General features: G+C 68.3%; 22 protein-coding genes and 1 tRNA gene. 11 read left to right on the top strand and 12 right to left on the bottom strand.

What is annotated here, in order from left to right:
• Nucleotides 1-170: 170 nt before the first annotated feature.
• From ACMV5O_RS07115 to ACMV5O_RS07100, 4 genes are all read right to left on the bottom strand, one after another.
• Nucleotides 171-245, bottom strand: a tRNA-Gly gene (locus ACMV5O_RS07115).
• Nucleotides 246-328: 83 nt separating this feature from the next.
• Nucleotides 329-2,059, bottom strand: a complete 1,731-nt coding sequence (gene ptsP / locus ACMV5O_RS07110) for a phosphoenolpyruvate--protein phosphotransferase (RefSeq protein WP_416162851.1) — start codon at nucleotides 2,057-2,059, stop codon at nucleotides 329-331.
• Between the two features lies 1 nt (nucleotide 2,060).
• On the bottom strand, nucleotides 2,061-2,330 hold the full coding sequence (locus ACMV5O_RS07105) for an HPr family phosphocarrier protein (protein ID WP_416162850.1): 270 nt from the start codon (nucleotides 2,328-2,330) through the stop codon (nucleotides 2,061-2,063).
• A gap of 74 nt (nucleotides 2,331-2,404) precedes the next feature.
• Nucleotides 2,405-2,794, bottom strand: coding sequence for a PTS sugar transporter subunit IIA (locus tag ACMV5O_RS07100; RefSeq protein ID WP_416162849.1), 390 nt, complete (start codon nucleotides 2,792-2,794; stop codon nucleotides 2,405-2,407).
• 219 nt (nucleotides 2,795-3,013) lie between these two features.
• Between ACMV5O_RS07100 and ACMV5O_RS07095 the strand changes: the two genes are divergently transcribed.
• The 3 genes from ACMV5O_RS07095 to ACMV5O_RS07085 are packed head-to-tail and all read left to right on the top strand — an operon-like array spanning nucleotide 3,014 to nucleotide 7,362.
• A complete protein-coding gene (locus ACMV5O_RS07095) occupies nucleotides 3,014-4,645 on the top strand; it encodes a BCCT family transporter (protein ID WP_416162848.1) in 1,632 nt (543 codons plus the stop codon).
• A 43-nt stretch (nucleotides 4,646-4,688) separates the two neighbouring features.
• Nucleotides 4,689-6,566, top strand: coding sequence for a DUF294 nucleotidyltransferase-like domain-containing protein (locus ACMV5O_RS07090; RefSeq protein WP_416162847.1), 1,878 nt, complete (start codon nucleotides 4,689-4,691; stop codon nucleotides 6,564-6,566).
• Between the two features lie 10 nt (nucleotides 6,567-6,576).
• Nucleotides 6,577-7,362 carry a 3'-5' exonuclease gene (locus ACMV5O_RS07085; RefSeq protein WP_416162846.1) on the top strand — a complete coding sequence of 262 codons (786 nt, stop codon included), beginning with the start codon at nucleotides 6,577-6,579 and terminating at the stop codon, nucleotides 7,360-7,362.
• A gap of 88 nt (nucleotides 7,363-7,450) precedes the next feature.
• Here the strand turns inward: ACMV5O_RS07085 and ACMV5O_RS07080 are convergent, their stop codons facing one another.
• Nucleotides 7,451-9,007 (bottom strand): hypothetical protein, encoded by a 1,557-nt coding sequence (locus ACMV5O_RS07080; RefSeq protein ID WP_416162845.1) that lies wholly within the window; start codon nucleotides 9,005-9,007, stop codon nucleotides 7,451-7,453.
• Between the two features lie 169 nt (nucleotides 9,008-9,176).
• Nucleotides 9,177-10,802 carry an ABC-F family ATPase gene (locus ACMV5O_RS07075; RefSeq protein ID WP_416162844.1) on the bottom strand — a complete coding sequence of 542 codons (1,626 nt, stop codon included), beginning with the start codon at nucleotides 10,800-10,802 and terminating at the stop codon, nucleotides 9,177-9,179.
• 207 nt (nucleotides 10,803-11,009) lie between these two features.
• Between ACMV5O_RS07075 and ACMV5O_RS07070 the strand changes: the two genes are divergently transcribed.
• The 3 genes from ACMV5O_RS07070 (at nucleotide 11,010) to ACMV5O_RS07060 (ending at nucleotide 12,328) form a co-directional block, all read left to right on the top strand.
• Nucleotides 11,010-11,174, top strand: a complete 165-nt coding sequence (locus tag ACMV5O_RS07070) for a DUF1328 domain-containing protein (RefSeq protein ID WP_416162843.1) — start codon at nucleotides 11,010-11,012, stop codon at nucleotides 11,172-11,174.
• A gap of 89 nt (nucleotides 11,175-11,263) precedes the next feature.
• Complete coding sequence (locus ACMV5O_RS07065) at nucleotides 11,264-11,899, top strand: response regulator (protein WP_416162842.1); 636 nt, start codon at nucleotides 11,264-11,266, stop codon at nucleotides 11,897-11,899.
• Between the two features lie 12 nt (nucleotides 11,900-11,911).
• On the top strand, nucleotides 11,912-12,328 hold the full coding sequence (locus tag ACMV5O_RS07060; RefSeq protein WP_416162841.1) for a response regulator: 417 nt from the start codon (nucleotides 11,912-11,914) through the stop codon (nucleotides 12,326-12,328).
• Nucleotides 12,329-12,380: 52 nt separating this feature from the next.
• Here the strand turns inward: ACMV5O_RS07060 and ACMV5O_RS07055 are convergent, their stop codons facing one another.
• Together ACMV5O_RS07055 and ACMV5O_RS07050 are read right to left on the bottom strand one after the other, a co-directional pair.
• Nucleotides 12,381-13,775 carry a CHASE3 domain-containing protein gene (locus ACMV5O_RS07055; RefSeq protein ID WP_416162840.1) on the bottom strand — a complete coding sequence of 465 codons (1,395 nt, stop codon included), beginning with the start codon at nucleotides 13,773-13,775 and terminating at the stop codon, nucleotides 12,381-12,383.
• Nucleotides 13,776-13,913: 138 nt separating this feature from the next.
• Nucleotides 13,914-14,225, bottom strand: a complete 312-nt coding sequence (locus ACMV5O_RS07050; protein ID WP_324543662.1) for a BON domain-containing protein — start codon at nucleotides 14,223-14,225, stop codon at nucleotides 13,914-13,916.
• Nucleotides 14,226-14,459: 234 nt separating this feature from the next.
• Between ACMV5O_RS07050 and ACMV5O_RS07045 the strand changes: the two genes are divergently transcribed.
• A complete protein-coding gene (locus ACMV5O_RS07045) occupies nucleotides 14,460-15,629 on the top strand; it encodes an exonuclease SbcCD subunit D (protein WP_416162839.1) in 1,170 nt (389 codons plus the stop codon).
• Complete coding sequence (locus tag ACMV5O_RS07040; protein WP_416162838.1) at nucleotides 15,626-18,943, top strand: AAA family ATPase; 3,318 nt, start codon at nucleotides 15,626-15,628, stop codon at nucleotides 18,941-18,943. The genes ACMV5O_RS07045 and ACMV5O_RS07040 overlap by 4 nt, the downstream gene beginning before the upstream one ends.
• Before the next feature lie 29 nt (nucleotides 18,944-18,972).
• Here ACMV5O_RS07040 and ACMV5O_RS07035 read toward each other — a convergent pair whose 3' ends face one another.
• Nucleotides 18,973-20,304 (bottom strand): hypothetical protein, encoded by a 1,332-nt coding sequence (locus tag ACMV5O_RS07035; protein ID WP_416162837.1) that lies wholly within the window; start codon nucleotides 20,302-20,304, stop codon nucleotides 18,973-18,975.
• Between the two features lie 443 nt (nucleotides 20,305-20,747).
• Here ACMV5O_RS07035 and ACMV5O_RS07030 point away from each other — a divergent pair, with 443 nt between their 5' ends.
• Nucleotides 20,748-21,029, top strand: a complete 282-nt coding sequence (locus ACMV5O_RS07030) for a CopG family ribbon-helix-helix protein (RefSeq protein WP_416162836.1) — start codon at nucleotides 20,748-20,750, stop codon at nucleotides 21,027-21,029.
• Complete coding sequence (locus ACMV5O_RS07025) at nucleotides 21,029-21,250, top strand: type II toxin-antitoxin system RelE/ParE family toxin (protein WP_416162835.1); 222 nt, start codon at nucleotides 21,029-21,031, stop codon at nucleotides 21,248-21,250. The genes ACMV5O_RS07030 and ACMV5O_RS07025 overlap by 1 nt, the downstream gene beginning before the upstream one ends.
• Before the next feature lie 2 nt (nucleotides 21,251-21,252).
• Here the strand turns inward: ACMV5O_RS07025 and ACMV5O_RS07020 are convergent, their stop codons facing one another.
• The 3 genes from ACMV5O_RS07020 to ACMV5O_RS07010 all read right to left on the bottom strand — a co-directional run bounded on the left by ACMV5O_RS07020 (nucleotide 21,253) and on the right by ACMV5O_RS07010 (nucleotide 24,817).
• Nucleotides 21,253-22,689 carry a hypothetical protein gene (locus tag ACMV5O_RS07020; protein WP_416162834.1) on the bottom strand — a complete coding sequence of 479 codons (1,437 nt, stop codon included), beginning with the start codon at nucleotides 22,687-22,689 and terminating at the stop codon, nucleotides 21,253-21,255.
• 78 nt (nucleotides 22,690-22,767) lie between these two features.
• The gene (fghA, locus tag ACMV5O_RS07015; protein ID WP_416162833.1) at nucleotides 22,768-23,616 is read right to left on the bottom strand and encodes an S-formylglutathione hydrolase; all 849 of its coding nucleotides are present in this window, start codon (nucleotides 23,614-23,616) and stop codon (nucleotides 22,768-22,770) included.
• A gap of 85 nt (nucleotides 23,617-23,701) precedes the next feature.
• On the bottom strand, nucleotides 23,702-24,817 hold the full coding sequence (locus tag ACMV5O_RS07010; RefSeq protein WP_416162832.1) for an S-(hydroxymethyl)glutathione dehydrogenase/class III alcohol dehydrogenase: 1,116 nt from the start codon (nucleotides 24,815-24,817) through the stop codon (nucleotides 23,702-23,704).
• Between the two features lie 143 nt (nucleotides 24,818-24,960).
• Here ACMV5O_RS07010 and ACMV5O_RS07005 point away from each other — a divergent pair, with 143 nt between their 5' ends.
• Entirely contained in the window at nucleotides 24,961-25,866 is a 906-nt protein-coding gene (locus tag ACMV5O_RS07005; RefSeq protein ID WP_416162831.1) for a LysR family transcriptional regulator, read from the top strand.
• Nucleotides 25,867-25,874 lie beyond the last annotated feature (8 nt).

Genomic DNA, 25,874 nt, shown 5'->3' with positions numbered 1-25,874 from the left:
TCCGGAATCAGCCGCGCCCGCAAAAATGGACTTGTTTGTGGACTTAAAAGTCCTGGCTGTAGGCGGATCGCAGTGGACCGCGGCAGAACGTCAAAGAGAGGAAAAGTCCTTGTGTGGCAACGACTTGCAGACTCTCTTGGACTTCTGCGGAAGTCCGCAGAATGATGCGGTGGAGCGGGTGAAGGGAGTCGAACCCTCGTCATCAGCTTGGGAAGCTGAGGTAATAGCCGTTATACGACACCCGCCCGGGGCGGCCGGCAGGAGTGCCGGCGCAAGCAGGCCGCCATTCTAATGGGCGGCCGCACCCGCGCGCAATGCCGAAGCCGCTTCAACCGACCAGCCGCTCCACCGCCTCGCGGATGCGCGCCGGCTCGTCCATCTTGAGAATGCGCTGGACCTTGGGCGCGAGCTCGCCGAGGTCCGAGCGCAGCACCTGCTGCTTGATCTCGAGGATGTTGCCCGGGTGCATCGAGAAGTTGCGCAAGCCCATGCCGAGCAGCAGCGCGGTGTAGGTCAGGTCGCCGGCCATCTCGCCGCACACCGAGACCGGCAGGCCGTAGCGCGCGCCGGTGGCGATGGTGCCGGAGATGAGCTTGAGGACGGCCGGGTGGAGGGGGTCGTACAGGTGCACCACGGCTTCGTCCGAACGGTCGATCGCCAGGGTGTACTGGATGAGGTCGTTGGTGCCGATCGACAGGAAGGCGAGGCGGCGGATGAACATGCCGAGCGACAGCGCGGCGGCGGGGATCTCGATCATGCCGCCGATCTGCACGCCCTCGTCGAACTTGATCTTCTCGGCGCGCAGCTCGGACTTCGCCTTCTCGACCAGGGTCAGGCACTGGTCGATCTCCTGCGCGTGGGCCAGCATCGGTACCATGATCTGCAGCTTGCCGTGCGCCGAGGCTCGCAGCAGGGCGCGCAACTGGGTGAGGAACATCTTCGGCTCGGACAGCGAGTAGCGCACCGCGCGCAGCCCCAGCGCCGGGTTGGGCTCCATGCGCGCGTGGGCGCCGTTGAGCGCCTTGTCGCCGCCGACGTCGAAGGTGCGGATCGTCACCGGCTTGGTCGGCAGGGCCTTGACCACCGCGCGATAGGCCTCGTACTGCTCCTCCTCGTCGGGCAGGGTGTCGCGGCCGATGAAGAGGAACTCGGTGCGATACAGGCCGATGCCGTCGGCGTTGGCATTCTTGACCGCGGGCAGGTCCTTGGGGCCCTCGATGTTGGCGAGCAGGTTGATCGCCTCGCCGTCGAGCGTGGTGGCGCGGGTGTCGCGCAGGCGGTTGAGCTTGGAGCGTTCGATCTCCAGCTCGCTGCGGCGCAGGCGGTATTCCTCGACGATCTCGTCGCCGGGGCCGACGATGATGACGCCGCGCGTGCCGTCGACGATGACGAGCTCGTCGTCCTCGAGCAGGTCGCGCACATGGTGCAGGCCGACCACGGCCGGGATCTTGAGGCTGCGGGCGACGATCGCGGTGTGGCTGGTGGGGCCGCCGACGTCGGTGACGAAGCCGGCGATGTTGTGGTCGCGAAAGCCGATCGTGTCGGCGGGCGACAGATCGTGAGCAACGATGATGGTGCCCAGCCCGTCGCGGCGCTTGGGCGGCAGGTGGCCGGGATGGCCGAGCAGCACCTTGACCAGGCGCTCGATCACCTGCACGACGTCGGCCTGGCGTTCGCGCAGATAGGGGTCCTCGATCTGACGGAACTGTTCGACCAGATGCTCCATCTGTTGCACCAGCGCCCATTCGGCGTTGCAGCGGCGCGATTCGATCAGGTGACGGGCGGCGTCGATCAACATCGGGTCGGCCAGCATCATCAGCTGCAGGTCGACGAAGGCGCCGACCTCGCTGTGCGCCTGGCCCGCTGCGGTCACCGCCTTGAGGCCGAGCAGCTCGCCGTGCACGGTGGCGACGGCGTCGTCGAGGCGGCCGAGCTCGTCCTCGATGTGCTTGGGCGCAACGTGGTAGTGGTTGACCTCGAGCAGGGCGTGCGAGATCAGGTGCACATGGCCGATCGCGATGCCCTGCGAGACCGGCAAGCCATGGACGGTGAAGGGCATGTCACTCCCCTTCGCCGAAGCGATCGGCGATCAGGTCCTGGATGGCCTTGATGGCCTCGTCCTCCTGCTCGCCCTGGGTGTCGATGGTGATCGTGCTGCCCTTTGCAGCGGCGAGCATCATCACGCCCATGATGCTCTTGGCGTTGACGCGGCGGCCGTTGCGCTCGAGCCAGACCTCGCACGGATAGCCGCTCGCGAGCTGGGTAAGCTTGGCCGACGCGCGCGCATGCAGACCGAGCTTGTTGATGATGTCGGCTTCGGCTCTCGGCATGGTGCTGGTCTCCCCCGGGGGGCTGCCCCGGTCATTTTTATAGGTCTGTACTGGCTCGTCTCGGTGGCGCGGGCTCAGGTGGCTTCGACGTGCAGCACGCCGTCGCAGGCGCCCGATACCGCGCGCTTGAGCAGGGTCGGCATGTCGTGTTCGCGATACGTGAGCACGCGCAGCAGCATCGGCAGGTTGACCCCCGCCACCAGCTCGACCCGGCCGGGCATCGCCAGCTTGGCGGCGATGTTGCTGGGCGTGGCGCCGTAGATGTCGGTGAGCACCAGGACGCCGTCGCCGGCATCGACCCAGTTGAGCATGCTGCGAGCAAGCGGGAGGATGTCGAGCGGGTCGTCCTGGGCCGATACGCCCAGTTGCGCGATCTGCGCCGGCCGCTTGTTGAGGACGTGGCAGCAGCACTGGATCAGGGATTCGCCGAGGGTGCCGTGTGTGACTAGAAGGATGCCGATCATGTTCGTTCTCCGCAGGGCGTGATTCTAGCCGAGTCGCTGGCTGCGCCGGCATGACGATGCGCAGGTCAAGGCGAGGGCGGGCGGAGGAAGGCGGATGTGGCAATCCAATATATTTGTCCAAACACGATAGCGTGAAATGATAAAATGCCGTGTTTCCAATTCCCGTGGCTCATGCCGCCCCGGTTGCGGCGCATCTCCCAATAACGACAAGGAGCTGAAATGGCAGAGAGCAAGGACCCGATGGCCCCCGACGGCGCGGTCAACCCCATCGACACGGACTACAAGGTCGGTCAGGACAACATCATCGTCAATGTGGGGCCGTTCGGGCTCGACATCCACAACCGTGTGTTCGCCATCTCCGGCCTGATGGTGGTGGCCTTCGTCGTGCTGACCCTGGCCTTCCAGAACCAGGTCGAGCCGATGTTCACCGCCATGCGCGGCTGGCTCACCGCGCACCTCGACTGGTTCTTCATCAGCGCCGGCAACCTCTTCGTGCTGGTCTGCCTCGGGCTGGCGATCTCGCCGCTGGGCAAGGTGCGCCTGGGTGGCACCGAGGCCGCGCCCGACTACAGCTACCTGGGCTGGTTCTCGATGCTGTTCGCCGCCGGCATGGGCATCGGCCTGATGTTCTTCGGCGTCTCCGAGCCGCTGTCGCACTTCGGCAGCGCCCTCGGCGGCACCGCGATGGAGAACGGTGTGCGCACCGACTGGGCACCATTGGGCGCAGCCGCGGGTGATGCCGAGGCCGCGACCCGGCTCGGCATGGCCGCCACCATCTACCACTGGGCGCTGCATCCCTGGGCGATCTACGCCATCCTCGCCCTCGGGCTGGCGCTGTTCTCCTTCAACAAGGGCCTGCCGCTGACCGTGCGCTCGGTGTTCTATCCGCTGCTGGGCGAGCGTGTCTGGGGCTGGCCGGGCCACCTGATCGACATCCTGGCCGTGCTCGCGACGCTGTTCGGCCTGGCGACCTCGCTTGGCTATGGCGCCGCCCAGGCCAGCTCCGGCCTCAACCACCTGTTTGGCGTGCCGCTCGGCAACACCACCCAGGTCGTGCTGGTGATCGCCATCACCGCGATCGCGCTGGTCTCGGTGGTGGCGGGCCTGGATGCGGGCGTCAAGCGCCTGTCCGAGATCAACATGGTGCTGGCCGTGCTGCTGATGCTGTTCGTGATCGCGGTCGGTCCCACGCTCGACATCCTGTCCGGCTTCTTCGCCAATCTCGGCGCCTACCTGCAGCACCTGCCGGCGCTGTCGAACCCGATCGGGCGCGAGGACCTCAACTACTCGCAGGGCTGGACCGCCTTCTACTGGGCCTGGTGGATCTCGTGGTCGCCCTTCGTCGGCATGTTCATCGCCCGTGTGTCGCGCGGGCGCTCGGTGCGCGAATTCATCCTCGCCGTGCTGATCGTGCCCTCGCTCGCGTGCGTGTTGTGGATGACCGTGTTCGGCGAGACGGCGATCCTGCAGGTCGTGCGTGACGGCTACCAGGCCGCGACCGAGGCCGAACTGCCCCTGCAGCTGTTCGCGATGCTCGAGGCCCTGCCGCTGGCGCAGATCACCTCCTTCCTCGCCATCATCCTGGTGGTGGTGTTCTTCGTGACCTCGTCGGATTCGGGCTCGCTGGTGATCGATGTCATCGCCGCCGGCGGCAAGGTCGATGCGCCGCTGCCGCAGCGTGTGTTCTGGTGCACCTTCGAGGGCCTGGTGGCGATCGCGCTGATCCTCGGCGGTGGCCTGATGGCGCTGCAGGCGATGGCGGTGTCGACCGGCCTGCCCTTCACCATCGTGCTGCTGATGTCGGCGGTGTCGGTGATCAAGGGCCTGGCCTCTGAGCCGCGCGCGGGCTGAAGGCTTGCGCTAGGATTCCATCCCGACTCCGCCGCCGTCCGCCATGCAGATCGAACAGCTCGAGATCCTCGACTTCCTGCGCGCCCACCCGCCCTTCGACGAACTGCCCGACGAGGTGCTGCAGCGCGTGGCGGCGGCGGTCGATGTGCGCTACTACAAGGCCGGCGACTCGATCGTCGAGTTCGGCCAGGTCGCCGAGTTCTGGCACGTCGTGCGCAGCGGCGCGGTCGAGGTGTTCCGCCGCAACGGCACGCTCTACAACCGCCTCACCGCCGGCGGCTATTTCGGTGAGTTCGGCCTGCTGCGCAACGGGCGGGTGCGTTTTCCGGTCACCGCGCTGGAAGACACGCTGCTTTACCTGATCCCGCGCGAGCTGTTTGCCGAGCTGTTCGACAACCACGAGCGCTTCGCCGACCTGGTCGAGGTCGAGGACCGCACCCGCCTGCGCCAGGTGGTGTCCAAGCGCGAGGAGTCCAACGACCTGCTGTCGGCCACGGTCGACACCCTGGTCGGGCGCGCCGCCGTCACCCTGCCCAGCACCGCGAGCGCGCGCGAGGTGGCCCAGTGCATGAGCGAGGAGGGCGTGTCTTCGTTGTTGATCCTCGAGGACAACCCGGAGGTGCCCGAGCTGCCGCAACTCGCCGGCATCGTCACCGACCGCGACCTGCGCACCCGCCTGGTCGCGCCCGGCCTGGCCTACGACACCCTGGTCACCGAGATCATGTCGCGCGGCGTGGTGGCGGTGAGCCACAACCAGCTGGTGTTCGAGGCCATGCTGGCCATGTTGCGCCACAACGTGCACCACCTGCCGGTGCTCAAGAACCAGCGTCCGCTGGGGGTGATCGCGCTGTCGGACATCATCCGCTACGAGTCGCGCAACAGCCTGTTCCTGGTCGGCCGCATCTTCCGCCAGCAGTCGGCCGATGAACTCGCCGCGCTGGTGCCCGAGGTGCGCGCCTGCTTCGCCCGCATGGTGGACGAGGACGCCAGCTCCAACATGATCGGCAGCGCCATGGCCGCAATCGGGCGCAGTTTCAAGCAACGCCTGCTCGAGCTTGCCGAGGCCGAGCTCGGCCCGCCGCCGGTGCCCTATTGCTTCCTCGCGCTCGGCTCGATGGCACGCCAGGAGCAGATGATCGTCACCGACCAGGACAACGCCCTGGTGCTCGACAACCGCTTCGAGCCGGCGCAGCACGATGCCTACTTCAAGGCGCTGGCGGCCTTTGTCAGCGACGGCCTGGCGCGCTGCGGCTACAGCTATTGCAGCGGGGGCGTGATGGCGAGCAACGAACGCTGGCGTCAGCCGCTCAGGGTGTGGGAGCGCACCTTCAGCGACTGGATCGAGCGCCCGACCCCCGAGTCGCTGCTCAACGCCGGCATCTTCTTCGACCTCGACGGGGTGTGGGGGCGCACCGAATGGGCGGCGCGGCTGCGCGAGCTGATCGCGCGCAAGGCCAAGGGCAACGCGCGCTTTCTCGCCTGCATGGCGCGCAATGCGCTGCAGCGCACGCCGCCGCTGGGCTTCTTCAAGGACTTCGTGGTCGAGTCCGACGGCCGTCACAGCCGCGTCATCAACATCAAGCGTCGCGGCACCGCGCCGCTCGCCGACCTGATCCGCGTCCATACGCTGGCGATCGGATCCGTGGCGCTGAACTCCTTCGAGCGCCTCAAGGACATCATCGATGCCGCCATCCTGCCACTTGGGCGCGGGCAGGACCTCTATGACGCGCTCGAATTCATCGCCATGGTGCGTGCCCGCCACCAGGCCGAGTCGCTGGCCGTCGGCGAGGAGCCGGACAACAGCATCGACCCCGAGAAGTTGTCCGAATTCGAGCGCAAGAGCCTGCGCGACGCCTTCCTGATCCTGGGCAACGCGCAGAAATTCCTCAAGTACCGTTACCAGCCCGGGCGGGCGAACTGAGGGCGCCGCGATGCTGCACCTTGGCGACCTGAAGAAGGGCGCGGCCGCCGTTCCGGTGCGCAGCCGTGGGCCGCGCGCGCAGGCCATGCCGGACTGGCCGGCGCGCTTTGCGGAGCTCGCCGCCGCCGCCCGCGATCCGCGCCTGCGTGCCTTCTACGCGGCCGGCGCGGTCGCCGGCGACACGCCGCTCAAGAACGTGCCGATGGTCGCGCTCGACGTCGAGACGACCGGGCTCGACCCGGTTCGCGACGAGATCGTCAGCATCGGCGTGGTGCCGATGGATCTCGCCTGCATCCGCTCGAGCGCCTCGCGCTACTGGGTGGTGCGCCCGCGCGCCGAGTTGCATCCCGAATCGGTGACGATCCACGCCATCACCCACGCGCAGATCGAGACCGCGCCAGATCTCGGCGCCATCGTGGACGAACTGCTGCCGGCGCTGGCCGGCCGCGTGGTGGTGGTGCATTGCCGCGAGATCGAGCGCAGCTTCCTGGCCGCGGCGCTCAAGGCACGCATCGGCGAGGGCATCGAGTTTCCGGTGATCGACACCATGGAACTGGAGGCGCGACTGCACCGCGAGCCGCCACGAGGCCTGCTGGCACACCTGCTCGCCGCACTCTTCGGCCGCAGGCGGGCGCGGCTGTCGATCCGGCTCGCCGACAGCCGCGAACGCTACAAGCTCCCGCGCTACCGCGCTCACCACGCGCTCACCGACGCCCTGGCCACCGCCGAGCTGTTGCAGGCGCAGGTGGCACAGCGGTTCGCGCCCGAGACGCCGCTGCGCGCCCTGTGCTGCTAGCCCGCGGATCACACGGTCTCGGCGGTGCCGTGGGCGGAGTCATCGGCGCCTTGTCGTGCGATGGCGGCTTGAGTCGCGTGGATGCGGTTCAGGCGCTGGCGACATAGCAGACGGCCAGGGCATCCTTCATCATCCCCTGCAGCATGCGGGTGACCGTATCCGGGGCTGCGTCCTCTCGAGCTTCGTCCAGGCACAACGGAAGCGTGGGGATCAGTTGCTTGAGGCCGGCCAGCAGGTCGGCGTCGGTGCACGCCAGGGCGATCACCGCGCGCAAGTCCTTTTCTGTGGCCCCCTTGCCGGAGAAATCGGGAACCCGTATCGAGGCGTGCATGAGGACGAACTCATGCGACGTATCGAGGCTCGAATCGGTCACATAGATCCGGAAGCGTCTGAAGACGTCATAGATGATCGCCTTCTCGATCTCGTAGATCGGTATCGCGATCAATGAGGCGATCGTTTCGATCAGCGGCGGATTGTTCGGGCTGATTTCCCATATCCCGTTTGCAACACAGTTGATTGCCGTCCGCACCAGGCCCGAGGACACGACGGCGGCATTCGTCGCGAGCTTCATGGCAAGAAACTCGCTGTCGAGCTCCAGGTCGACCTTGTCTGCACCGAATGCCGAATAGCCTGGCTTGGCGAAGGCCAGCCTCGACAGGTCAGGCCGCTGCAGTTTCAGGCTGAATGGCAGGTCATGGTAGAGCTCGGCGGCCGAGGAGGATGCATCTGCCCCTGCCGCGCTCAGGGGTCTGGCCGACACGAAGAGATGCTCGAACGCTGTGGCACACAGGCCGGCGTAGGCACGTATCAGGCCCTCGCCGTTGTCGAGCGCCGACTTCGCGCTCGCCGAGGACAACGGGAATCCGCCGATGGAGGTGGGTTCGCCGTCCGCTGCTGCGCTTGACTTGAAGCGGCTGGGGCTCAGGTCGTGATCCTCGATATAGGTCAATATGACCTTCAACATGGTGTAGCGCAGCTTCTGTTGCTGGCGCCGCCTTGCCTTGTCGCCCTTCAGCGCCTCTTGATCAATGCTTGTATTGCAGCTCACCCAGTCGTAAAAATGCCCCGGTTCGAGATCCAGCGGCGAGGGTGCTGCGCCACTGTGCCGGCTGGCGATGACGCCAAGCTCACTCAATACGCGCGCCAAGGTCCCGCTGACGCCGTCGAGCAGGCTCAGGATTGCAGCGGGGAATTCCTTCTCGTCACCCTTCCCGAGCAGAACATGGATGTCCTTCGAGATCGCTTCGACGATCGGCAGCCTCTTTCCAAGCAGCGCGGAAATGGCGAGCTCGATGCTGTCAACGCGGTCGAGATAGTCATCGAGAATTCCGCTGACGGCGGTGGCCTTCGAGTCCCTGAAGGCCCGGATGAGCTGATAGAACTTCAGTGAGTCCAGGCTGAGCGCTTGCTGGAGCTTTTCCCGGATGATTGCATGGGGGTTATTGAGAATCTCGCCAAGTCGTATGACGTTCATGTTCCTCAGGCTGTTTCTGCTGATCGACTTGAATATTTCGGAGGGGACATCATCGACGCGCTTGGTAAGCTTCGTCACCTCGTCCTTCACGGGCTTGATGGCCTTCACAAGCTCAGTCGTCGTCCAGTCCTGCCAGCTATTGAAGTCCGGCAAGAGGCTTGATTCCTGCATGGTGCTCTCCCGAGTTCAAGCATCCCCGCGGCGATCATGGTTGCCGGAATGTCCGATTCAATAAACATCGTAGACCAGGCTCGGCACAAGCAAAGGGGGCGAACCGGCCACCGCATCGAGCGGCAGCGGGTTCGCCCCCTTTGTACATGCGCGGCCAGTGCCGCCCGGGTCAGTCCAGCCCTTGCGACTGCAGGTATTCCTCGTAGGTCCCGCGGTAATCCACGATCTGGTGATCCAGCTTGATCTCGATGATGCGGGTGGCCAGCGATGACACGAACTCGCGGTCGTGCGAGATGAAGATCAAGGTGCCGGAGAACTTCTCGAGCCCGCTGTTGAGCGACTCGATCGACTCCATGTCGAGGTGGTTGGTGGGCTCGTCCATCAGCAGCACGTTGGGGCGCGACAGCATCAGCTTGCCGAACAGCATGCGGCCCTGCTCGCCGCCGGAGATCACCTTCACCGACTTCCTCACCTCGTCGCCCGAGAACAGCAGGCGGCCCAGGGTGCCGCGCAGCAGGGTCTCGTTGTCCTCGCCGGTGGCGGCGGCGGTGATGCGCGAATACGGCGCGATCCAGTCGGTCAGGCTGACGTCCTCGGCGAAGTCGGCCGAGTGGTCCTGGGCGTAGTAGCCCGGCTTGGCCTTCTCCGCCCACTTGATGGCGCCCTTCTGCGGCGACAGTTCGCCCACCAGCAGCTTCATCAGCGTGGTCTTGCCGACGCCGTTCTCGCCGATGATGGCCACCTTCTCGCCGGCCTCGATGGCGATCGAGAACTTGTTGATCAGCGGCTTCTCCATGCCCTCGTAGGCGAAGGAGATATTGTCCACCTCGCAGGCCAGGCGGTGCAGCTTGTCCTTCTCGTCGTAGTCGAAGCGGATCCACGGGTACTGTCGTGAAGAGGGCTTGACGTCCTCGGGCTTCAATTTGTCGATCAGCTTGAGGCGGCTGGTGGCCTGCTTGGCCTTGGACTTGTTGGCCGAGAAACGGCGCACGAAGGCCTGCAGCTCCTGGATCTTGTCCTTGGCGCGGGCGTTGGCCGAGGACTGGCGCTCGCGCGCCATCGTCGACGCTTCCATGTAGTCGTCGTAGTTGCCCGGGTAGATGGTGATCGTGCCGTAGTCCAGGTCGGCCATGTGGGTGCACACCTGGTTCAGGAAGTGGCGATCGTGCGAGATGATGATCATCGTGCAGTCGCGATTGTTGAGCACGTCCTCGAGCCAGCGGATGGTGTTGATGTCGAGGTTGTTGGTCGGCTCGTCGAGCAGCAGGATGTCGGGGTTGGCGAACAGCGCCTGGCACAGCAGCACGCGCAGCTTCCAGCCCGGCGCGACCTCGCTCATCGGGCCGTTGTGCAGGTGGGTCTCGATGCCCACGCCCAGCAGCAGCTCGCCGGCGCGCGCCTCGGCGGTGTAGCCGTCGTACTCGCCGACCTTGCCCTCGAGTTCGGCGGCGTGCATGTAGTCGTCCTCGGTGGCCTCCGGGTTGGCGTAGATCGCGTCGCGCTCCTTGATCGCCGCCCAAAGCTCCTCGTGGCCCATCATGACCACGTCGAGCACGCGCATGTCTTCGTAGGCGAACTGGTCCTGGCGCAGGTAGGCCATGCGCTCATGGACGTCCTTGGAGACGTTGCCGGCGCTCGGCTCGAGGATGCCGCACAGGATCTTCATGAAGGTCGACTTGCCGGCACCGTTGGCGCCGATCAGGCCGTAGCGGTTGCCGTCGCCGAACTTGACGGAGACATTCTCGAACAGGGGCTTGGCCCCGAACTGCTGGGTAATGTTGGCTGCGACGAGCACGGAGAGGTCCTGATTTTCAGATAAAACAAAGCCTTGGATTATAGCGCAGCGATGCAGCGGCGTGCTGCTGGCGTGCGCGCCGGGTTGGCGTGTCGGAATTGTCCGACGTCGGTTTCGGACCGGGCCGATGGGGGGACGCTGCGAAGCGGCCTAGAGTGGAAGCGTGATCCAGGCCCTCATGGCCCGGTGCCCCGCAAGGAGAACATCATGCTGCACTATGCCGTCATCTTCTTCGTCATCGCCCTCATCGCGGCCGTACTCGGTTTCAGCGGCATCGCCGCGGGTGCGGCCGGCATCGCCAAGGTGCTGTTCGTCGTGTTCCTGGTGATGGCCATCGCCAGCTTCGTGATCAACCTGGTGAAGGGCGGGTGAGGCCATGGCCCGCCCTGCAGGCAGCGCCGGCCCGAGCGGTCGGCTTCGGCTATGCTGGCACTCCCACATTGCTGCCCGGACCTCGACCCATGTTGCGCATCGCCATCGTAGACGACCACCAGATCGTGCGCGCCGGCTTTCGCGAGCTGCTGGCCGACGAGCTCGGCCTCAGCATCGCCTTCGAGGCTGCCTCGGGTGAGGCGGCGCTCGACAGCCTGCGCGAGCAGCCGGTCGACGTGTTGCTGCTCGATCTGTCCCTGCCCGGGCAGAGCGGCGTTGATGTGCTGCGCGCGGTGCGCCAGCGCTATGAGGGCATCCGCGTGCTGATGCTGTCGGGCTTTCCCGAGGAGCGCTACGCGCTGGCGATGATCCGCAATGGGGCCGACGGCTACCTGTGCAAGGACTGCAGCCGCGACGAGCTGCTGCAGGCGATCCGCACCGTTGCCCAGGGGCGGCGCTACGTGTCCGCGCGCACCGCCGAACTGCTCGCCGCCGAACTCACCGGCGATGGCAGCGCGGCGCCGCACGAAAAACTGTCGGATCGCGAGCTGCAGGTGTTCCTGCGCCTGGCGCGCGGCGAATCGGTGTCGGACATCGCCGCCGTGCTCAAGCTGAGCGTGAAGACCGTCAGTACCTATCGCACGCGCCTGCTGGACAAGCTCGGCGTCGCCAGCAATGCCGAGCTGGCGACTTATGCGCTGCGCCATGGGCTGATCCTCGAGTAAGGAGGCGTGCCGATGACTGCGCCGCCGCATCCCGCCGCCGCGCCCGCGCTGCGCATCGTGCTGGTGGAGGACTCCGCCATGCTGCGCGCCATGTTGCGCGACATGCTCGACGAGCTTGACGGCGTCGGCGTGGTGGCGGAGGCCGAGGACGAGCACGGCGCCCTGGTGGCGCTCGAGCAGCAGCGGCCCGACCTGGCGATCATCGATCTCGAGCTGCGCGACGGCAGCGGCCTGAGCGTGCTGCGGCAGCTGCAGGACCAGCCGCAACGCTTCGGTGCGCCGCGTGCGGTGGTGTTCTCCAACTACGGCCATGCACCGGTGCGCGCCCGGTGTGCGCAGCTCGGCGTCGAGGCCTTCTTCGACAAGTCCTTCCAACTCGATGAGCTGATCGATTTCGTGCAGGCGGCGATTCCCGATCCGCCGGCCTGACTCCCCTCGGTGCGGTGCTGCCATCGCCCGGCCGCGGCGGCCGCCGGCGCGCTCAGTGCATGCGGGCAAAGGGCACGCGGGCGGTGATGCGGGTGCCGTGCTGCGGCCGGCTGTCGATCTCCAGGCGGCCGGCGAGCATCTGCACGCGGTGCGCCATGCCCGCCAGCCCGTGACGATTGTGCTCGCGCGCCGCCGGCTCGAAGCCGACGCCGTCGTCCTCCACCGCCAGGATCAGCTCGTCGCCTTCGGTCCGCAGGCTCAGGCGGACGCGCTGGGCGTGTGCGTAGCGGCGCGCATTGGTCAGCGCTTCCTGCGCGATGCGGTACAGCGCGAGCGAGGTCTCCGGTGGCAGTTCGGGCAGCTGCTCGGGCAGCTCGGTCTCGAGCCGGCCGCCGCCTTCGCCGATGTCGCCGCTGTCGGCGAGCGCGCGCAGCGCCTCGACCAGGCCGAGCTCGGACAGCAGCGGCGGCCGCAGGTCGGCCACCACCTTGCGCTTGAGCGCAATGCCCTGGTTCAAGGTGTCGAGCAGGCGATCGAAGCGGCTGCGCAGTTGCGCCATCGCCTCGGCCGGCAGCTTGCGGGCGATCCACGCCGCGTCCAGCTTGGCCGCCGTGAGCAGGGCGCCGAGCTCGTCGTGCAACTCACGCGCCAGGCGCCCCTTCTCCGCTTCGCGCGCGTTGGTCAGGTAGCTTGCAAGGCTGCTGAGCTCCGCTGTGCGATGGGTGACCTCGGCCTGCAGGCGTTCGTTCTCGGAGTGCAGCAGCACGGCCATGCGTTCCCGCAGACGGTCCTGGCGGTGGAGCACGACCACCAGCACCAGCAGCAGCGCCAGCACGCCGGTGCCGAGCACGCGGTTCATCGTGCGTGCATCGGCAAGGCGTTCGAAGGCGGCCCCCTGGGTGGCGGCGATGTCCGCCTGGGTCTCGGCTCGCAGCGCCTGGATGCGGTTGCGGATGTCGTCGGTGACCTGCTTGCCGATGCCGCCATCCGGGCTGTTGGCACCCGGCGGTTCGTTGCGCTCGATGGCCTGGGTGAGCAGGGTCCAGCGCATGTCGATGAGCATCGCGAGCTGGTCGACGCGTTCGCGCGGCGCCTCGTCCGGCCCGGCCTCGGCGCGCAAGGCCTCGAGCGTGAGCGCAAGCGCCGCGTGGCCATCCTGGTAAGGGCTCAGATAGACCGGGTTGCGGGTGAGCAGGTAGCCGCGCACGCTCGACTCGGCGTCGAGAATCTGCAGCAGCAAGGTGTCGAGGTGGTGCAGGCGCGCCGTACGCGCGCGCAGATCCTCCAGCGCCGCGCGGCTCGATTCCGACTGCCACTGTCCGGCGACGAACCAGGCCACGCCGAGCACGAGACTCAACAGCAACACGGCAAGCAGGGTGCCCGTGTGCAGCCGCGGCAGGCGGGACGGTGGGGGTGGCACGGGGCGGGCCTCCGCAGTCGGATCCATGAACCTGTCCTATCCTAGACCACGCCGGGGGGATTGTCCGCCGCTGCGCCGCACGCCAGCCCTGGGCCTGCGCCCAGCGCAACGCGCCGGGGCTCGCCTGTGCGATCCCCGGCGCGTTGCGGCGGACGCTGTGATGACTCAGGGACGGATCACGATGTCGTTCTTGACCCCCTTCACCCCCGAGGTCGCGCGTGCGATCTCGACCGCGCGGTTGCGTTCGGTGGTGCTCTTGGCGAAGCCGGACAGCTGCACCGTGCCCCGCAGCGTCTCGACGCTGATCGCCATCGCGCTCACGGTGGGATCCTCGGCGAAGCGGGCCTTGACGCGCGCGGTCACGGTGGCGTCATCCACATATTCGCCGATGGTCGACTGGTCGCGGGTGACGGCGCAGCCGACGGCGGTGAAGGCAAGCAGGCCCGACAGGGCGAGGGTGGCGGCAGTGTGTTTCATGGTCGTCTCCTGACTGAGGTGTGTCGTCTGCGGCGGAACGGACATGTCCGCCTGTGCGATGCAATTCAAATGTATGCTGCTGCGCGTCCGCCGGCTGTCCGACAGCGCGGATTGCGTTGTAGGACAATTCCCGCAGGGCAGATCGGCGCCCTTGCCGCTGCATGGGGGCGCACCTACTTCTCCGCCTGTCCCCGCGGCACGCCCGCTCCATCGCTCAACCGAACACCCATCACGATGCGCTTTCTCCATTCCGCCGACTGGCATCTCGGCCGTGTCTATCACGGCGTCTCCCTGCTCGACGACCAGGCCCACGTGCTGCAGCAGTTCGTGCGTATCGCCGCCGACACCCGGCCCGACGCCATCCTGCTCGCCGGCGACATCTACGACCGCTCGGTGCCGCCGGCCGAGGCGGTGCGCCTGCTCGACCTGGTGCTGAGCGAGCTCGTGCTCGAGCTGAAGATTCCGGTGGTGATGATCGCCGGCAACCACGACGGCCCCGACCGCCTCGCCTTCGGCGCCGGCCTGCTGCAGCGCGCCGGGCTCACGGTGCGCGGCCCGGTCGAGCCCGACGCGCCGCCGCTGGTGCTGCGTGACGCCCACGGCGAGGTCGAGATCCACGCGCTGCCCTATGCCGAGCCCGCGCTGGTACGCAGCGTCTGCGGCGATGACGCAATCGCCGACCACCATGCCGCGCTCGCCGCCCAGACCACGGCCGTGCGCGCGGCCCGGGTGGCGGGGCGGCGCACCGTGGTGGTCGCCCACGCCTTCGTCCTGGGCGGCACGGAGAGCGAGTCCGAACGCCCGCTGTCGGTCGGCGGCAGCGGCGCGGTCGGCGCCGAGGTATTCGACGGCTTCGACTACGTCGCGCTCGGCCACCTGCACCGGCCGCAGGCGGTGGGCGGGACGGGGACCGAGGCCTGGCGCAGCGCGCGCATCCAGTATTCGGGCTCGCTGCTGAAGTACTCCTTCGCCGAGGCCGATCATGCCAAGTCGGTGAATCTGGTCGAGCTGGACGCAGCGGGCGGCTGCCGCGTCGAGCGCATCCCGCTGGTGCCCCGCCGCGACCTGCGCATCCTCGAAGGCGAACTCGCCGCGCTGATCGCCGCCGCCGGCACCGATGCGGCGCGCGACGACTACGTGCTCGCCCGCCTCGCCGACCGGGGCGCGCTGCTCGACGCCATGGGCAAGCTGCGCAGCGCCTACCCGAATGCGCTCGCCATCGAGCGACCGGCGCTCACCGGCGATGGCCCCGGTCGGGCGCCGGCCGACCATCGCCGCACCCGCCTGCAGGACCTCTTCGCCAGTTTCCACCAGGAAACGACCGGACTCGCGCTCGAGCCTGCGGCGCAGGCCGCGCTCGATCGCATCGTCGACCGCCTCGAACAGGAGGCACGCGCCCAATGAAGCCGCTCAAGCTCAGCCTGCAGGCCTTCGGCCCCTTCGCCGGCCGCGAGGAGGTGGACTTCACCCGCCTCCCATCCGGCGCCCTGTTCCTGATCGCCGGCCCCACCGGCGCGGGCAAGACCTCGATTCTCGACGGCATCACCTACGCGCTCTACGGCGACACCTCGGGTGGCGAGCGCAGCGCGCGCGAGATGCGTAGCCACCACGCCGACGCCAGCGTGCAGACCGAGGTCGAGTTCGAGTTCGCGCTCGGCGAGCGCCGTTATCGCGTCAAGCGCATCCCCGAGCAGGAGCGCGCTGCACGCCGCGGCGACGGGCTGGCCAAGGTGCTCGCCAAGGCCGAACTCTACCGCCTGGAGGGGGACGGCGAGACGTGGACGCCGCTGGCGCACAAGACCACCGAGGTCACCGCGCTCATCGAGGCGCTGCTCGGCTTCAAGGCCGAGCAGTTCCGCCAGGTCGTGCTGCTGCCGCAGGGCCAGTTCCGCAAGCTGCTGGCGGCGAGTTCGGCCGAGCGCGAGAAGATCCTCGAGACCCTGTTCGGCACCGCCACTTATAAGAGACTGCAGGATGCGTTGAAGGCCGAGGCCGCCGTGCTGCGCGAGCGCGGCGAGCAGGCGGCGCTGCAGCGCCGGACGCTGCTCGAGCAGGCCGGGGCGGAAACGATCGAGGCACTTGTCGCCCGTCGCGATGCGCTTCAGGCCGAGCTCGCCGGGCTTGCCGAGCGTGAGCAGCAGGCGCGCACCGAGGACGCCGCCGCGCGCGCCGCGTTGCAGCAGGGGCAGGCGGTCGAGGCGCAGTTCGCGGAAGCGGCTGCGGCCAGTGCGGCGCTCGACGCGCTCGAGGCAGGCCGCGCCGAGCTCGACGCCCAGCGCCTGCGCCTGGAGCAGGCCCGGCGCGCGCTGCAGGTGGTGCCGGCCGACAGCGCGCTGACCGCCGCGCGCCGCAGCGCCGACGAGGCGCGCGAGCGTGAAGCGCGTGTTGCCGACGCAGCCGCCGATGCCGCTCGCTGCCTCAATGAGGCCGAAGTTGCGCTTCAAACCGAAGTGGCGCGTGCGCCCGAGCGCGAGGTGGCGCAACGAGAATTGCTGCGCCTGGACGCCCTCGCCGAGGCGGTCACACGCCTGGCCGAGGCCGAGGCCGAGGCGAAGCGCTGCGAGGTCGCCCGCATCACCGCCGACAAGGCTTTCGCCGCCGCCACCGCGCAGCAGCAGACGCTGGCCACCCGGCGCGCGGAACTCGCCGCCCGAATTGAGGCCTTGCAGCCGATCGTCGCCGATGTCGTCGCGCTCGAACTGCGCCTCCAGCAGGCCGAACAGCGCGCCCGCGCATTGGCCACGCTCGCCGCCGCGCGCAAGCAGCTCGCCCAGCGCGCGGCCATCGAGGCCAAGGCCCGCCAGGCCTGCGATACCGCGCAGCGCGCCGCGAATGAAGCGCGCGCCGCCTTTGCCGCGCTCGACACCCACTGGCGCCTAGCCCAGGCCGCCATCCTCGCCCGCCACCTGCACGACGGCGCGCCCTGCCCGGTGTGCGGAAGCGCCGATCACCCCGCGCCCGCCCGCCACGAGGGCGAGTTGCCAACCGAGCAGGCGCTGCAGGACGCGGCGGAGCGCGCGCGCGAAGCGGACGCCGCATTCGAGACCGCCCGCCAGGCGCTCAACGCCGCCGAACTGGCGCGCGCCACGGCCGCGGCTGAAGTCGACACCCGCGCCGCCGCGCTGACACCGACGGCAACTGGCGTCGCCGAGGCCGGCGATCGTACGGAGCTGTCGTCGGCGTTGGCTGCGGGCCGCGGCGCCGTGGGCGAAGTTGCGACTGTCGGCCCAGGCGTTGCGCTCGGTGGCCCTGCCGGAGCTGCAGCAGCCGAGTCCGCCGCCGCGGAGGTCGCCGCCAAAGTCGCCCAACTGAGCCGCCAGCTCGACGCCGCCCGTGCTGCCGCGGTGGAACTCGCGCCGATACGCGAGCAGGCGCTAACGCTCGATGCCGAGCTCGCCCGCGCCGCCACCGCGTGCGAGCAGGCCCGCGCCCAGTCCGCCGAGGCGGCCAGCGCGGCGCGCGCGGCGCAGCAGGTCGCCGACGAGCGTCGCGCAGGCGTGCCGGAAACCCTGCGCACGCCCGCCGCGCTGCAAGTTGCGCGCGCGGGTGCACAGGCGACGCGCCAACGCCTCGACCACGCCCTGCAGCAGGCGCAAGCCGCCCACGGCAAGGCGGCCAGTGACGCGGCCGCCCTGCGCGCACAGCACGCCACGCTCGGCGAGGCCGTCCAGGCGGCAGGGGTGCGCGTCGAGGAGGCGGACGCTCAGTTTGTCGACGCGCTCCGGGCCGCGGGCTTCTGGCCAGGGGGCGTCGATGCAATGATCGGCAGCGAAGCCTTGGGTGCTGCCGATGTTGCGGGGGTGAGTCCGCCGCTGTCTGCGGGCAATCCCGCGCCCACCGAGCGTGATCGCAGCGACCACGTTTTCGCCCAGGCGGCGGCGCTGTGGCGCGCCGCGCTGTTGCCCGCCGAGCGCATCGTTGCCCTCGAGACCAAGATCCGCGATGCCGATCACCGCCACGCCGCCGCCCGAGAGCGCGCCGAGCGCGCCACGCTCGCTGTCGCCGCCCTGATGCGCCCCGACCTCGTCGTCCTCGACGCCCGCGCCGCCACCGCCCGCGCCGCGGTCGAAGCGGTGCTCGCCCGCCTCGCTCACGCCCGCAGCGCGCTCGCCACCCTCGCCGACACGCTCGCCCGCCTCGACGACATCGCCCGTCAATCCGGCGCCATCGAGGCCGAATACCGCGTCGTCGGCCACCTCGCCGCCATCGCCAACGGCGACAACGGCCGCAACCTCACCTTCCAGCGCTACGTACTCGCCGCCCTGCTCGACGACGTGCTGCGCGCCGCCTCGCTGCGCCTGGCGGCGATGAGCCGCGGCCGCTACCAGCTCCAGCGCCGCGAAGACCTCGCCGACGCCCGCCGCGCCGGCGGCCTGGATTTGGAAGTCTTCGACGAATACACCGGCCGCAGCCGCCCGGCGAGCACGCTGTCCGGCGGCGAAGGCTTCATGGCCTCGCTGTCGCTCGCGCTCGGCCTGTCGGACGTGGTCCAGGCCTATGCCGGCGGCGTGCAGCTCGACACGCTGTTCATCGACGAAGGCTTCGGCAGCCTCGACCCGGAGTCGCTCGACATGGCGATGAAGGCGCTCATCGACCTGCAGCAACGCGGGCGCACCGTGGGCGTGATCTCGCATGTCGAGGAGATGAAGCAGCAGATCGACGTCGCGATCGAGGTGGTGCAGGGGGTGCGGGGGAGCCGGGTCAGGATCAGGGGGTGAGGATCGGCCTGGCCATCAGCACAGCCCCGTCATCCCCACGTCGGCAGCAGCGGTGCGTCCAGCAGGCTGCCGACCACCGCCAGCCACACCACGGCAACGACGTAGGCCTGCAGGCAGTAGCGCAGATTGCCGCGCGCAAGCCGGCTGGAGGAGAGCCCATAGCGGCCCTGCAGGGCGAGGTGAATGCCCGACATCGGCCCCGCTGCCAGGCCGATCGCCCACGACTGGACGAAGACCAGGGCCAGCAGCGTCGGCTCCGGGTGGAGCGGGGTGAGCCAGGCCGAGGCCATGGCGATGGTGATCACCGCGTGGATGCCCAGCGCGGCGAGCAGGATCATCAGCGCCAGCAACAGCGCCGCCTCGGTTACGCCGAAGCCGGAGAGCGGTAGCCACAGGCCGCCGCTCTCCATCAAAGCGCGCAGCCCGGTGGCGAACACGGCGGCCGACAGGAACAGCACCAACTCGCCCGACATGCCGGGCAGGCGGTCGTGCACGTGGCAATACAGCGCGCGGCCACCGGCCCGCGGCCCCTGCTGCGCCAGCACGACAACGCACACCACGGCCAGCGACGCCAGGCTGATCACCGCGAGCGCGGTCCAGTCCGGCACCAGCCAGTGTCCGCTTGCGACCAGTGCCGCCAGGACGGCGGGAACGCGCAAGGCCTCCGCCCGCATCGGATAGCCGACGAAGTCGGCGGCGCGTTTGCCGCTGGCGCGCTCGATGTCGCGCCCGGCCAGCCATAGCAGGACCACCGCCAGCGCCATGCCGGAGGCGGCGAGGCCGAGCGGACTGGCGCCCGGCGCATAGGTCAGCGCCACCGCAGTGGCGGCAAAGAAGGGCGACCACAGCGCGGCGGCGAGAAAGGCCCGCACCAGCGCCATTGCCTGCGCGGGGCGTGGCTTGCCGTCGGGGCCGATGCGCTCGGCAATGAGGAAGACCGCCGCGAGGTTGATCACCGCCCCCAGCACATGCACCGCCAGCAGGGTTCGCCACAGCGCCGCGCGCCCCTGCGGCAGGCCGGCGCTGCCGGTCTCGGGTGGGCGCAGCAGACGCAAGAAGCTTACCGCGGCCAGCATGCCGAGCAGCGCGGTGTTCTGCGTCAGCAGGCCGATCAGGTTCGGACTGCCGCCGCGTGCCAGGGTGAAGCCGAACGCGATCGCGCCCGCGCCGGCGAGGATCAGGGCCAGGCGCTTTTGCGCCGGCGCAAGCTGCGACCACAGCAGCGCGCCGGCCACCCACGCCGCCAGCCCGGCGGACCACACCGGCGGCCCGTAACCCGTGCCCGCCAGCGCGGCAAGCAGGGTCATCGCCAACAGCAAGGCTGCCGCCAGGGCGCGGCGGCACGGGGACAGAATGGGCAAGGGAGGACTCAAGTGGGCTCCGGATCTTTCATTCCGATGCGTGATGCCGGGAACCTTAGCAGACCCTCGGTGCTGACACCGTTACCCGCTTCGATACGAACGTCGTTCATGATCGTCCGCCTGCGGCAGGCCGTGGTCGCCCAGATCGTTGAACGCGTGGTCAGTGCCTGGAACGTGCTGGCGACGGATGCTGCGGCGTTCGTTCAGGGAATGGGCGAAGCTGAGGCACCGCCAGTCCGACACACTCTACGAGGACGCGATGATTGCGGCGACCGCGAGGACGCGGGGCTTGACGGTCGTCACGCGCAATGTCGCGGATTTCCGCGTGCTCGGGGTGGATGTCCTCAATCCGTTTGTGTAGCGAAGCCGCCGCCGAGCCGGTTTGCGCGGTGGAATGCTCGCCAGAGCTATACTGCAGTCAGCTGTAATACAGGAGGCTATTCATGGCTACGACCCCGGTTTCGGTTCGCCTGGATGAACCGCTCAAGGCGCGTGTTCGGAGTCTGGCCGACCAGCGCCGTCGCCCGGTGCATTGGTTGATGCGCGAAGCCATCGAGCAGTATGTGGAGCGAGAGGAACAGCGCGAGGCGTTTCGCAAGGAAGCGCTCGATGCCTGGGAGCGCTATCAGAGCACCGGCCTGCATGTGACCGGTGAAGAGGCGGACGCGTGGTTGGCCGAGCTTGAGGCGGGGAGCGATGTCGAGCCGCCCCGAGCCCACCGCTGATGCCTCGCCTGATCTGGTCGGAGCAGGCGCTGGCCAGTGTCCAGCGCCTGTATCGCTTCCTGGCGGTGAAGAACCCGGCCGCAGGCCGACTCGCGGTCAAGGCGATCCGCGAGGGCATGGGCATCCTTGCGGCCCATCCTCAGGTGGGGCGTGTGGTCGAGGACATGGACGAAGCATTCCGCGACTGGCCCATATCCTTCGGCGACGTGCTGCGTGTTTGACGCTAGCGGAGGCGCTGGAGCCATGCATACCGTACCGGATCCTGCTGCAGCAGGAAGGCCTTCATCGCGGCTTTACCAGCCTTGTCTGCCTGCCGATAGATACTGCGTAACTCATCGTCGATTCCTTGCGACCTCGCGCCACGCTGTTCGGCCTTTGCGTACCAGGCATGGCCGAGATCGTAATGGCGAAGTTCCATGTGAAGCGCCCCGAGCAGGGTGCACGGGCGGTAGTCTTGAGGCTGCAACTCGTGAGCCTCCGTGCCAAGTGCGATCGCCTCTTCGCGACGATCGAGGTCGCGCATCGCGCCGCCGCGGGTCGTGAGGATGGCGGAATGGAGCTTGCGGTCACGGGTCCGGTCGGGCGAGAGCAGGTCCAGCAGCTCGACCGCCAACGGGGCCCGCTTGGCCTTCCGGTAGTGCTTGGACGCGGTCAGCGCGATCCAGGGGTTTGCCGTTTTCCGATAGTGATCGGCGTGAAAGTGCGCCTCGAGCAGGTGGCAGGCTTCCAGCATGGCTGGGCTTCTGTAGGGTTTCCCTTCCTCCGAGTGAAGCCAGGCGAAATCCTCCTCGCGCAAGCGTGTGTTGGCTTCGAGTTGCTCGAAGACCGCGACGAGCCGTGGCGGCAGCTGGTCCGCATCGCAGTGAATGCGATACAACTCGCAGCGCTTCTTGTGCGCCTGATAGACCGGGTCGCGTTCGCGCGCGATGCGCGCATTCTCGCGGGCGATGACTGAAAGCGCAGCTCGCTCGATGGTGCGGGCGGATGCCATGTAAGCAGCCAGATCGATGCGTCCGAGCGAATAGTCGCGAAGTGTGCTTAACCGGGGGGTGTGAAGCGGAGACAGCGCGTCGGTCGTCAGCGGAACGCCTTGATAGAGCGCAACGAGGATCTCGCTCAGGGGTGCCGACAGCGCCTCGGGGAGATCACTGAGGTGATAGTACGCAGCGATCTCCTGCTTGGTTGCTGGCGTCGCGCCGCAGCCATGCTGTGCCTCGTATGCGGCTCTTGCGGTTGCGAGGTTGCACTCCTGCTGTGCCAGAAGCTCCTTGCGCCTTGCCTGCTGCGCGCGCAACACGGCCTCGGTTTCCTCTCGCACGCGCTGCCGCCGCGCTTCGGCGCTCTCCGAGGCTCGGGGTCTTCTGCGTGCGCTGACGTAGGTTGCCTTCTCAGCGTCGAGCCTTGCCTTGGCGGCCTGCTGCTCCGCGATCCGTCCCTGGTCCAACCCGGAAAAATAAGCGTCGGCGGTGATGTCGCCGACAGCGAGCCGGTGTAGCCCGTCAAGTTCTTGCTGCTTCAGGTACTGCAACGCGAGCAGACTCAGTGGCTTGCCCGCCTTTAACTTCGCCAGCAGATCGCTCAGCCTGGTGCCGGGGATGCGGGCAGACTCGATGTGGCCGAGGCCGTACTGGATGGCAAGATCGTGAGCGGAGTCGGGCATGGCTGCATGTCAGCGGGTTGGAGACGGGATTATGAGCTTGCCACGCCGCCTGCTCCAGCATCCGTCTTGAGTTTCGGCCTACCCCGCCAGCGCCCGCGCGTGATGCCGCAGATGGTCCTCGATGAAGCTGGCGATGAAGTAGTAGCTGTGGTCGTAGCCCGGTTGCAGCCGCAGCGTCAGCGGGTGGCTGGCGGCGGTGGCGGCGGCCTGCAGGGCCTCGGGCTTGAGCTGCGCGGCGAGGAAGCCGTCGGCCTCGCCCTGGTCGACCAGCAGCGGCAGGCGCTCGCTGGCCTGCGCGATCAACGCGCAGGTGTCCCATTCGCGCCACTGCGCGCGGTCGTCGCCGAGGTAGCGTGAGAAGGCCTTTTCGCCCCAGGGGCAATTCATCGGATTGACGATCGGCGCGAACGCCGACACCGAGCGGTAGCGCCCGGGATGGCGCAGGGCACAGGTGAGCGCGCCGTGGCCGCCCATCGAGTGGCCGCTGATGCCGCGGCGGTCGGAGGCGGGGAAGTTGGCCTCGACCAGCGCCGGAAGCTCCTCGACCACATAGTCGTGCATGCGGTAGTGGCGCGACCACGGGGCCTGCGTGGCGTTCACATAGAAGCCGGCGCCGTGGCCGAAATCCCAGGCGCCGTCCGGGTCGCCCGGCACGTCGGCGCCGCGCGGGCTGGTGTCGGGGGCGACGATGATGAGGCCGAGCTCGGCCGCCATGCGCTGCGCGCCCGCCTTCTGCATGAAGTTCTCGTCGGTGCAGGTCAGCCCGGACAGCCAGTACAGCACCGGCAGGCGGGCGCCCGCCTGCTCGGCCTGCGGCGGCAGGTAGATGGCGAACACCATGTCGCAGTCGAGCGTGTTCGAGGGGTGGCGGACGCGCTGGTGCCAGCCGCCGAAGCTCTTCTGGCTGCTGAGGATTTCCAGGCTCACGGGCAGATCTCCGGAATAAGTGGGGTCAGAGGAGCGCGCCGCCAGGCTGATGGCGAGCGCGGTGGCGCGGCTTGGCGGCAACGGATCAGAAGTGGATCACGGTGCGGATGCTCTTGCCCTCGTGCATCAGCTCGAAGGCCTTGTTGATGTCCTCGAGCGGCATGGTATGCGTGATGAAGTCGTCGAGCGGGATCTCGCCCTTTTGCGCCTTCTGCACGTAGCTCGGCAGTTCGGTGCGACCCTTGACGCCGCCGAAGGCGCTGCCGCGCCACACGCGGCCGGTGACGAGCTGGAACGGGCGGGTGCTGATCTCCTGCCCCGCGCCGGCGACGCCGATGATGGTCGATTCGCCCCAGCCCTTGTGGCAGCACTCGAGCGCGGCACGCATCAGCTTGACGTTGCCGACGCACTCGAAGGAGTAATCGACGCCGCCGTCGGTGAGCTCGACGATGACGTCCTGGATCGGCTTGTCGTGGTCCTTCGGATTGACGAACTCGGTCGCGCCCAGCTTTTTCGCGATGTCGAACTTGGCGGGGTTGATGTCGACCGCGATGATGCGCGAGGCCTTGGCCATGGTGGCGCCGATGATCGCCGCCAGGCCGATGCCGCCGAGGCCGAAGATGGCGACGGTGGCGCCTTCTTCCACCTTGGCGGTGTTGAGCACCGCACCGATGCCGGTGGTGACGCCGCAGCCGAGCAGGCAGACCTTGTCGAGCGGCGCGTCCTTGTCGATCTTGGCGAGCGCGATCTCCGGCACCACGGTGTATTCCGAGAAGGTCGAGGTGCCCATGTAGTGGTAGATCGGCTGGCCCTGGTAGGAGAAGCGGGTGGTGCCGTCGGGCATCAGGCCCTTGCCTTGGGTGGCGCGCACCGCCTGGCACAGGTTGGTCTTGCCCGACTTGCAGAACTTGCACTCGCGGCATTCCGCCGTATACAGCGGGATCACGTGGTCGCCGACGGCGAGCGAGCTCACGCCTTCGCCGACCGCCTCGACGATGCCGCCACCCTCGTGGCCGAGGATGGCCGGGAAGATGCCCTCGGGGTCGTCACCCGACAGCGTGAAGGCGTCGGTGTGGCACACGCCGCTGGCGACGATGCGTACCAGGACCTCGCCGGCCCTGGGCGGCTCGACATCCACTTCGACGATCTGCAGGGGCTGGTTGGCGGCAAAGGCGACGGCGGCGCGCGATTTGATGGTCATGGCGGAGATCCTGAAGGCAAGCGGGCGCACGGCCCGCGACCGTGCAAGTATCCCGATGCCGCTAAATCCGATAAATGGATAATTGTTGATTTCATGATTCCAGTTTCTGGAATACTGCGCGGGTACCGAATCGGGATCCGTTCATGCTCAACCGCCTGGAAATGCTGCGCATCTTCTGCACCGCGGCAGAGTCGCGCAACTTCAAGGAGGCGGCGACCCGCCTGGGCGTGTCGCCGCAGGCGGTCACGCGCGCGGTGAAGGAACTGGAAGACCATGTCGGCGAGCTGCTGTTCCACCGCAACACCCGCCACAACCGCATAACCGAGTTCGGCGAACAGCTCGCGGCGAGGGCGCGGCTGAGCCTGCAGGGCGTGGACGAGATCTTTCGCCGCACCGAGGACGCGAGCGATAGCGAGCTCTCGGGGCTGGTGCGCATCACCGCGCCGCGCGCCCTCGGCCGCTACGCGCTGATGCCGGTGCTGGCCGAGTTGTGCGCCCGTCACCCGGGCCTGCACCTGGATCTGCGCTTCTCCGACCAGTTTGCCGACGTGGTCGATGAGCAGATCGACATCGGCATCCGCGTCGGCGTGCTGCGCGACAGCCGCTTTGTCGCGCGGGCGGTGTCGAGCGTGTCCTTTCACATTGTCGCCGCGCCCGCGCTGCTCGCGCGCTGCGGCGCGCCGAAGACGCTGCAGGATCTGGCCGAACGACCGACCACCGTCGCCATCGACCCCAACACCGGGCGGCCGTGGGCATGGTTCCTGGCCGGCGGCCAGCAGTGGCTGCCGCGCACGCCGGCCTTTGCCACCGACGACACGGGCGCCGAGGCCGATGCCGTGCTCGCCGGCGTCGGCTTCGGCCAGCTCACCGCCTACCTTGCCGCGCCGCACCTGCGCGCGGGGCGGCTGGTCGAGGTGCTGCCCGAGCTCGCGCCCGAGCCCTGGAGCCTGTCGGTGTATCGGCCCCAGCGTGGGCCGGTGGCGGCGCGCATCCGCCTGGTGTTCGACCGCCTGGTGGAGCACTTCGGCGACGGCCGCCGCTTTCCGTAGACGTTTGT

Origin of the sequence: Thauera sp. WH-1 (assembly GCF_047806685.1) — a bacterium.
GTDB lineage: Bacteria > Pseudomonadota > Gammaproteobacteria > Burkholderiales > Rhodocyclaceae > Thauera.
The sequence above is the reverse complement of the archived record's forward strand: the minus strand, read 5'-3'. Positions and strand labels throughout refer to the sequence as shown.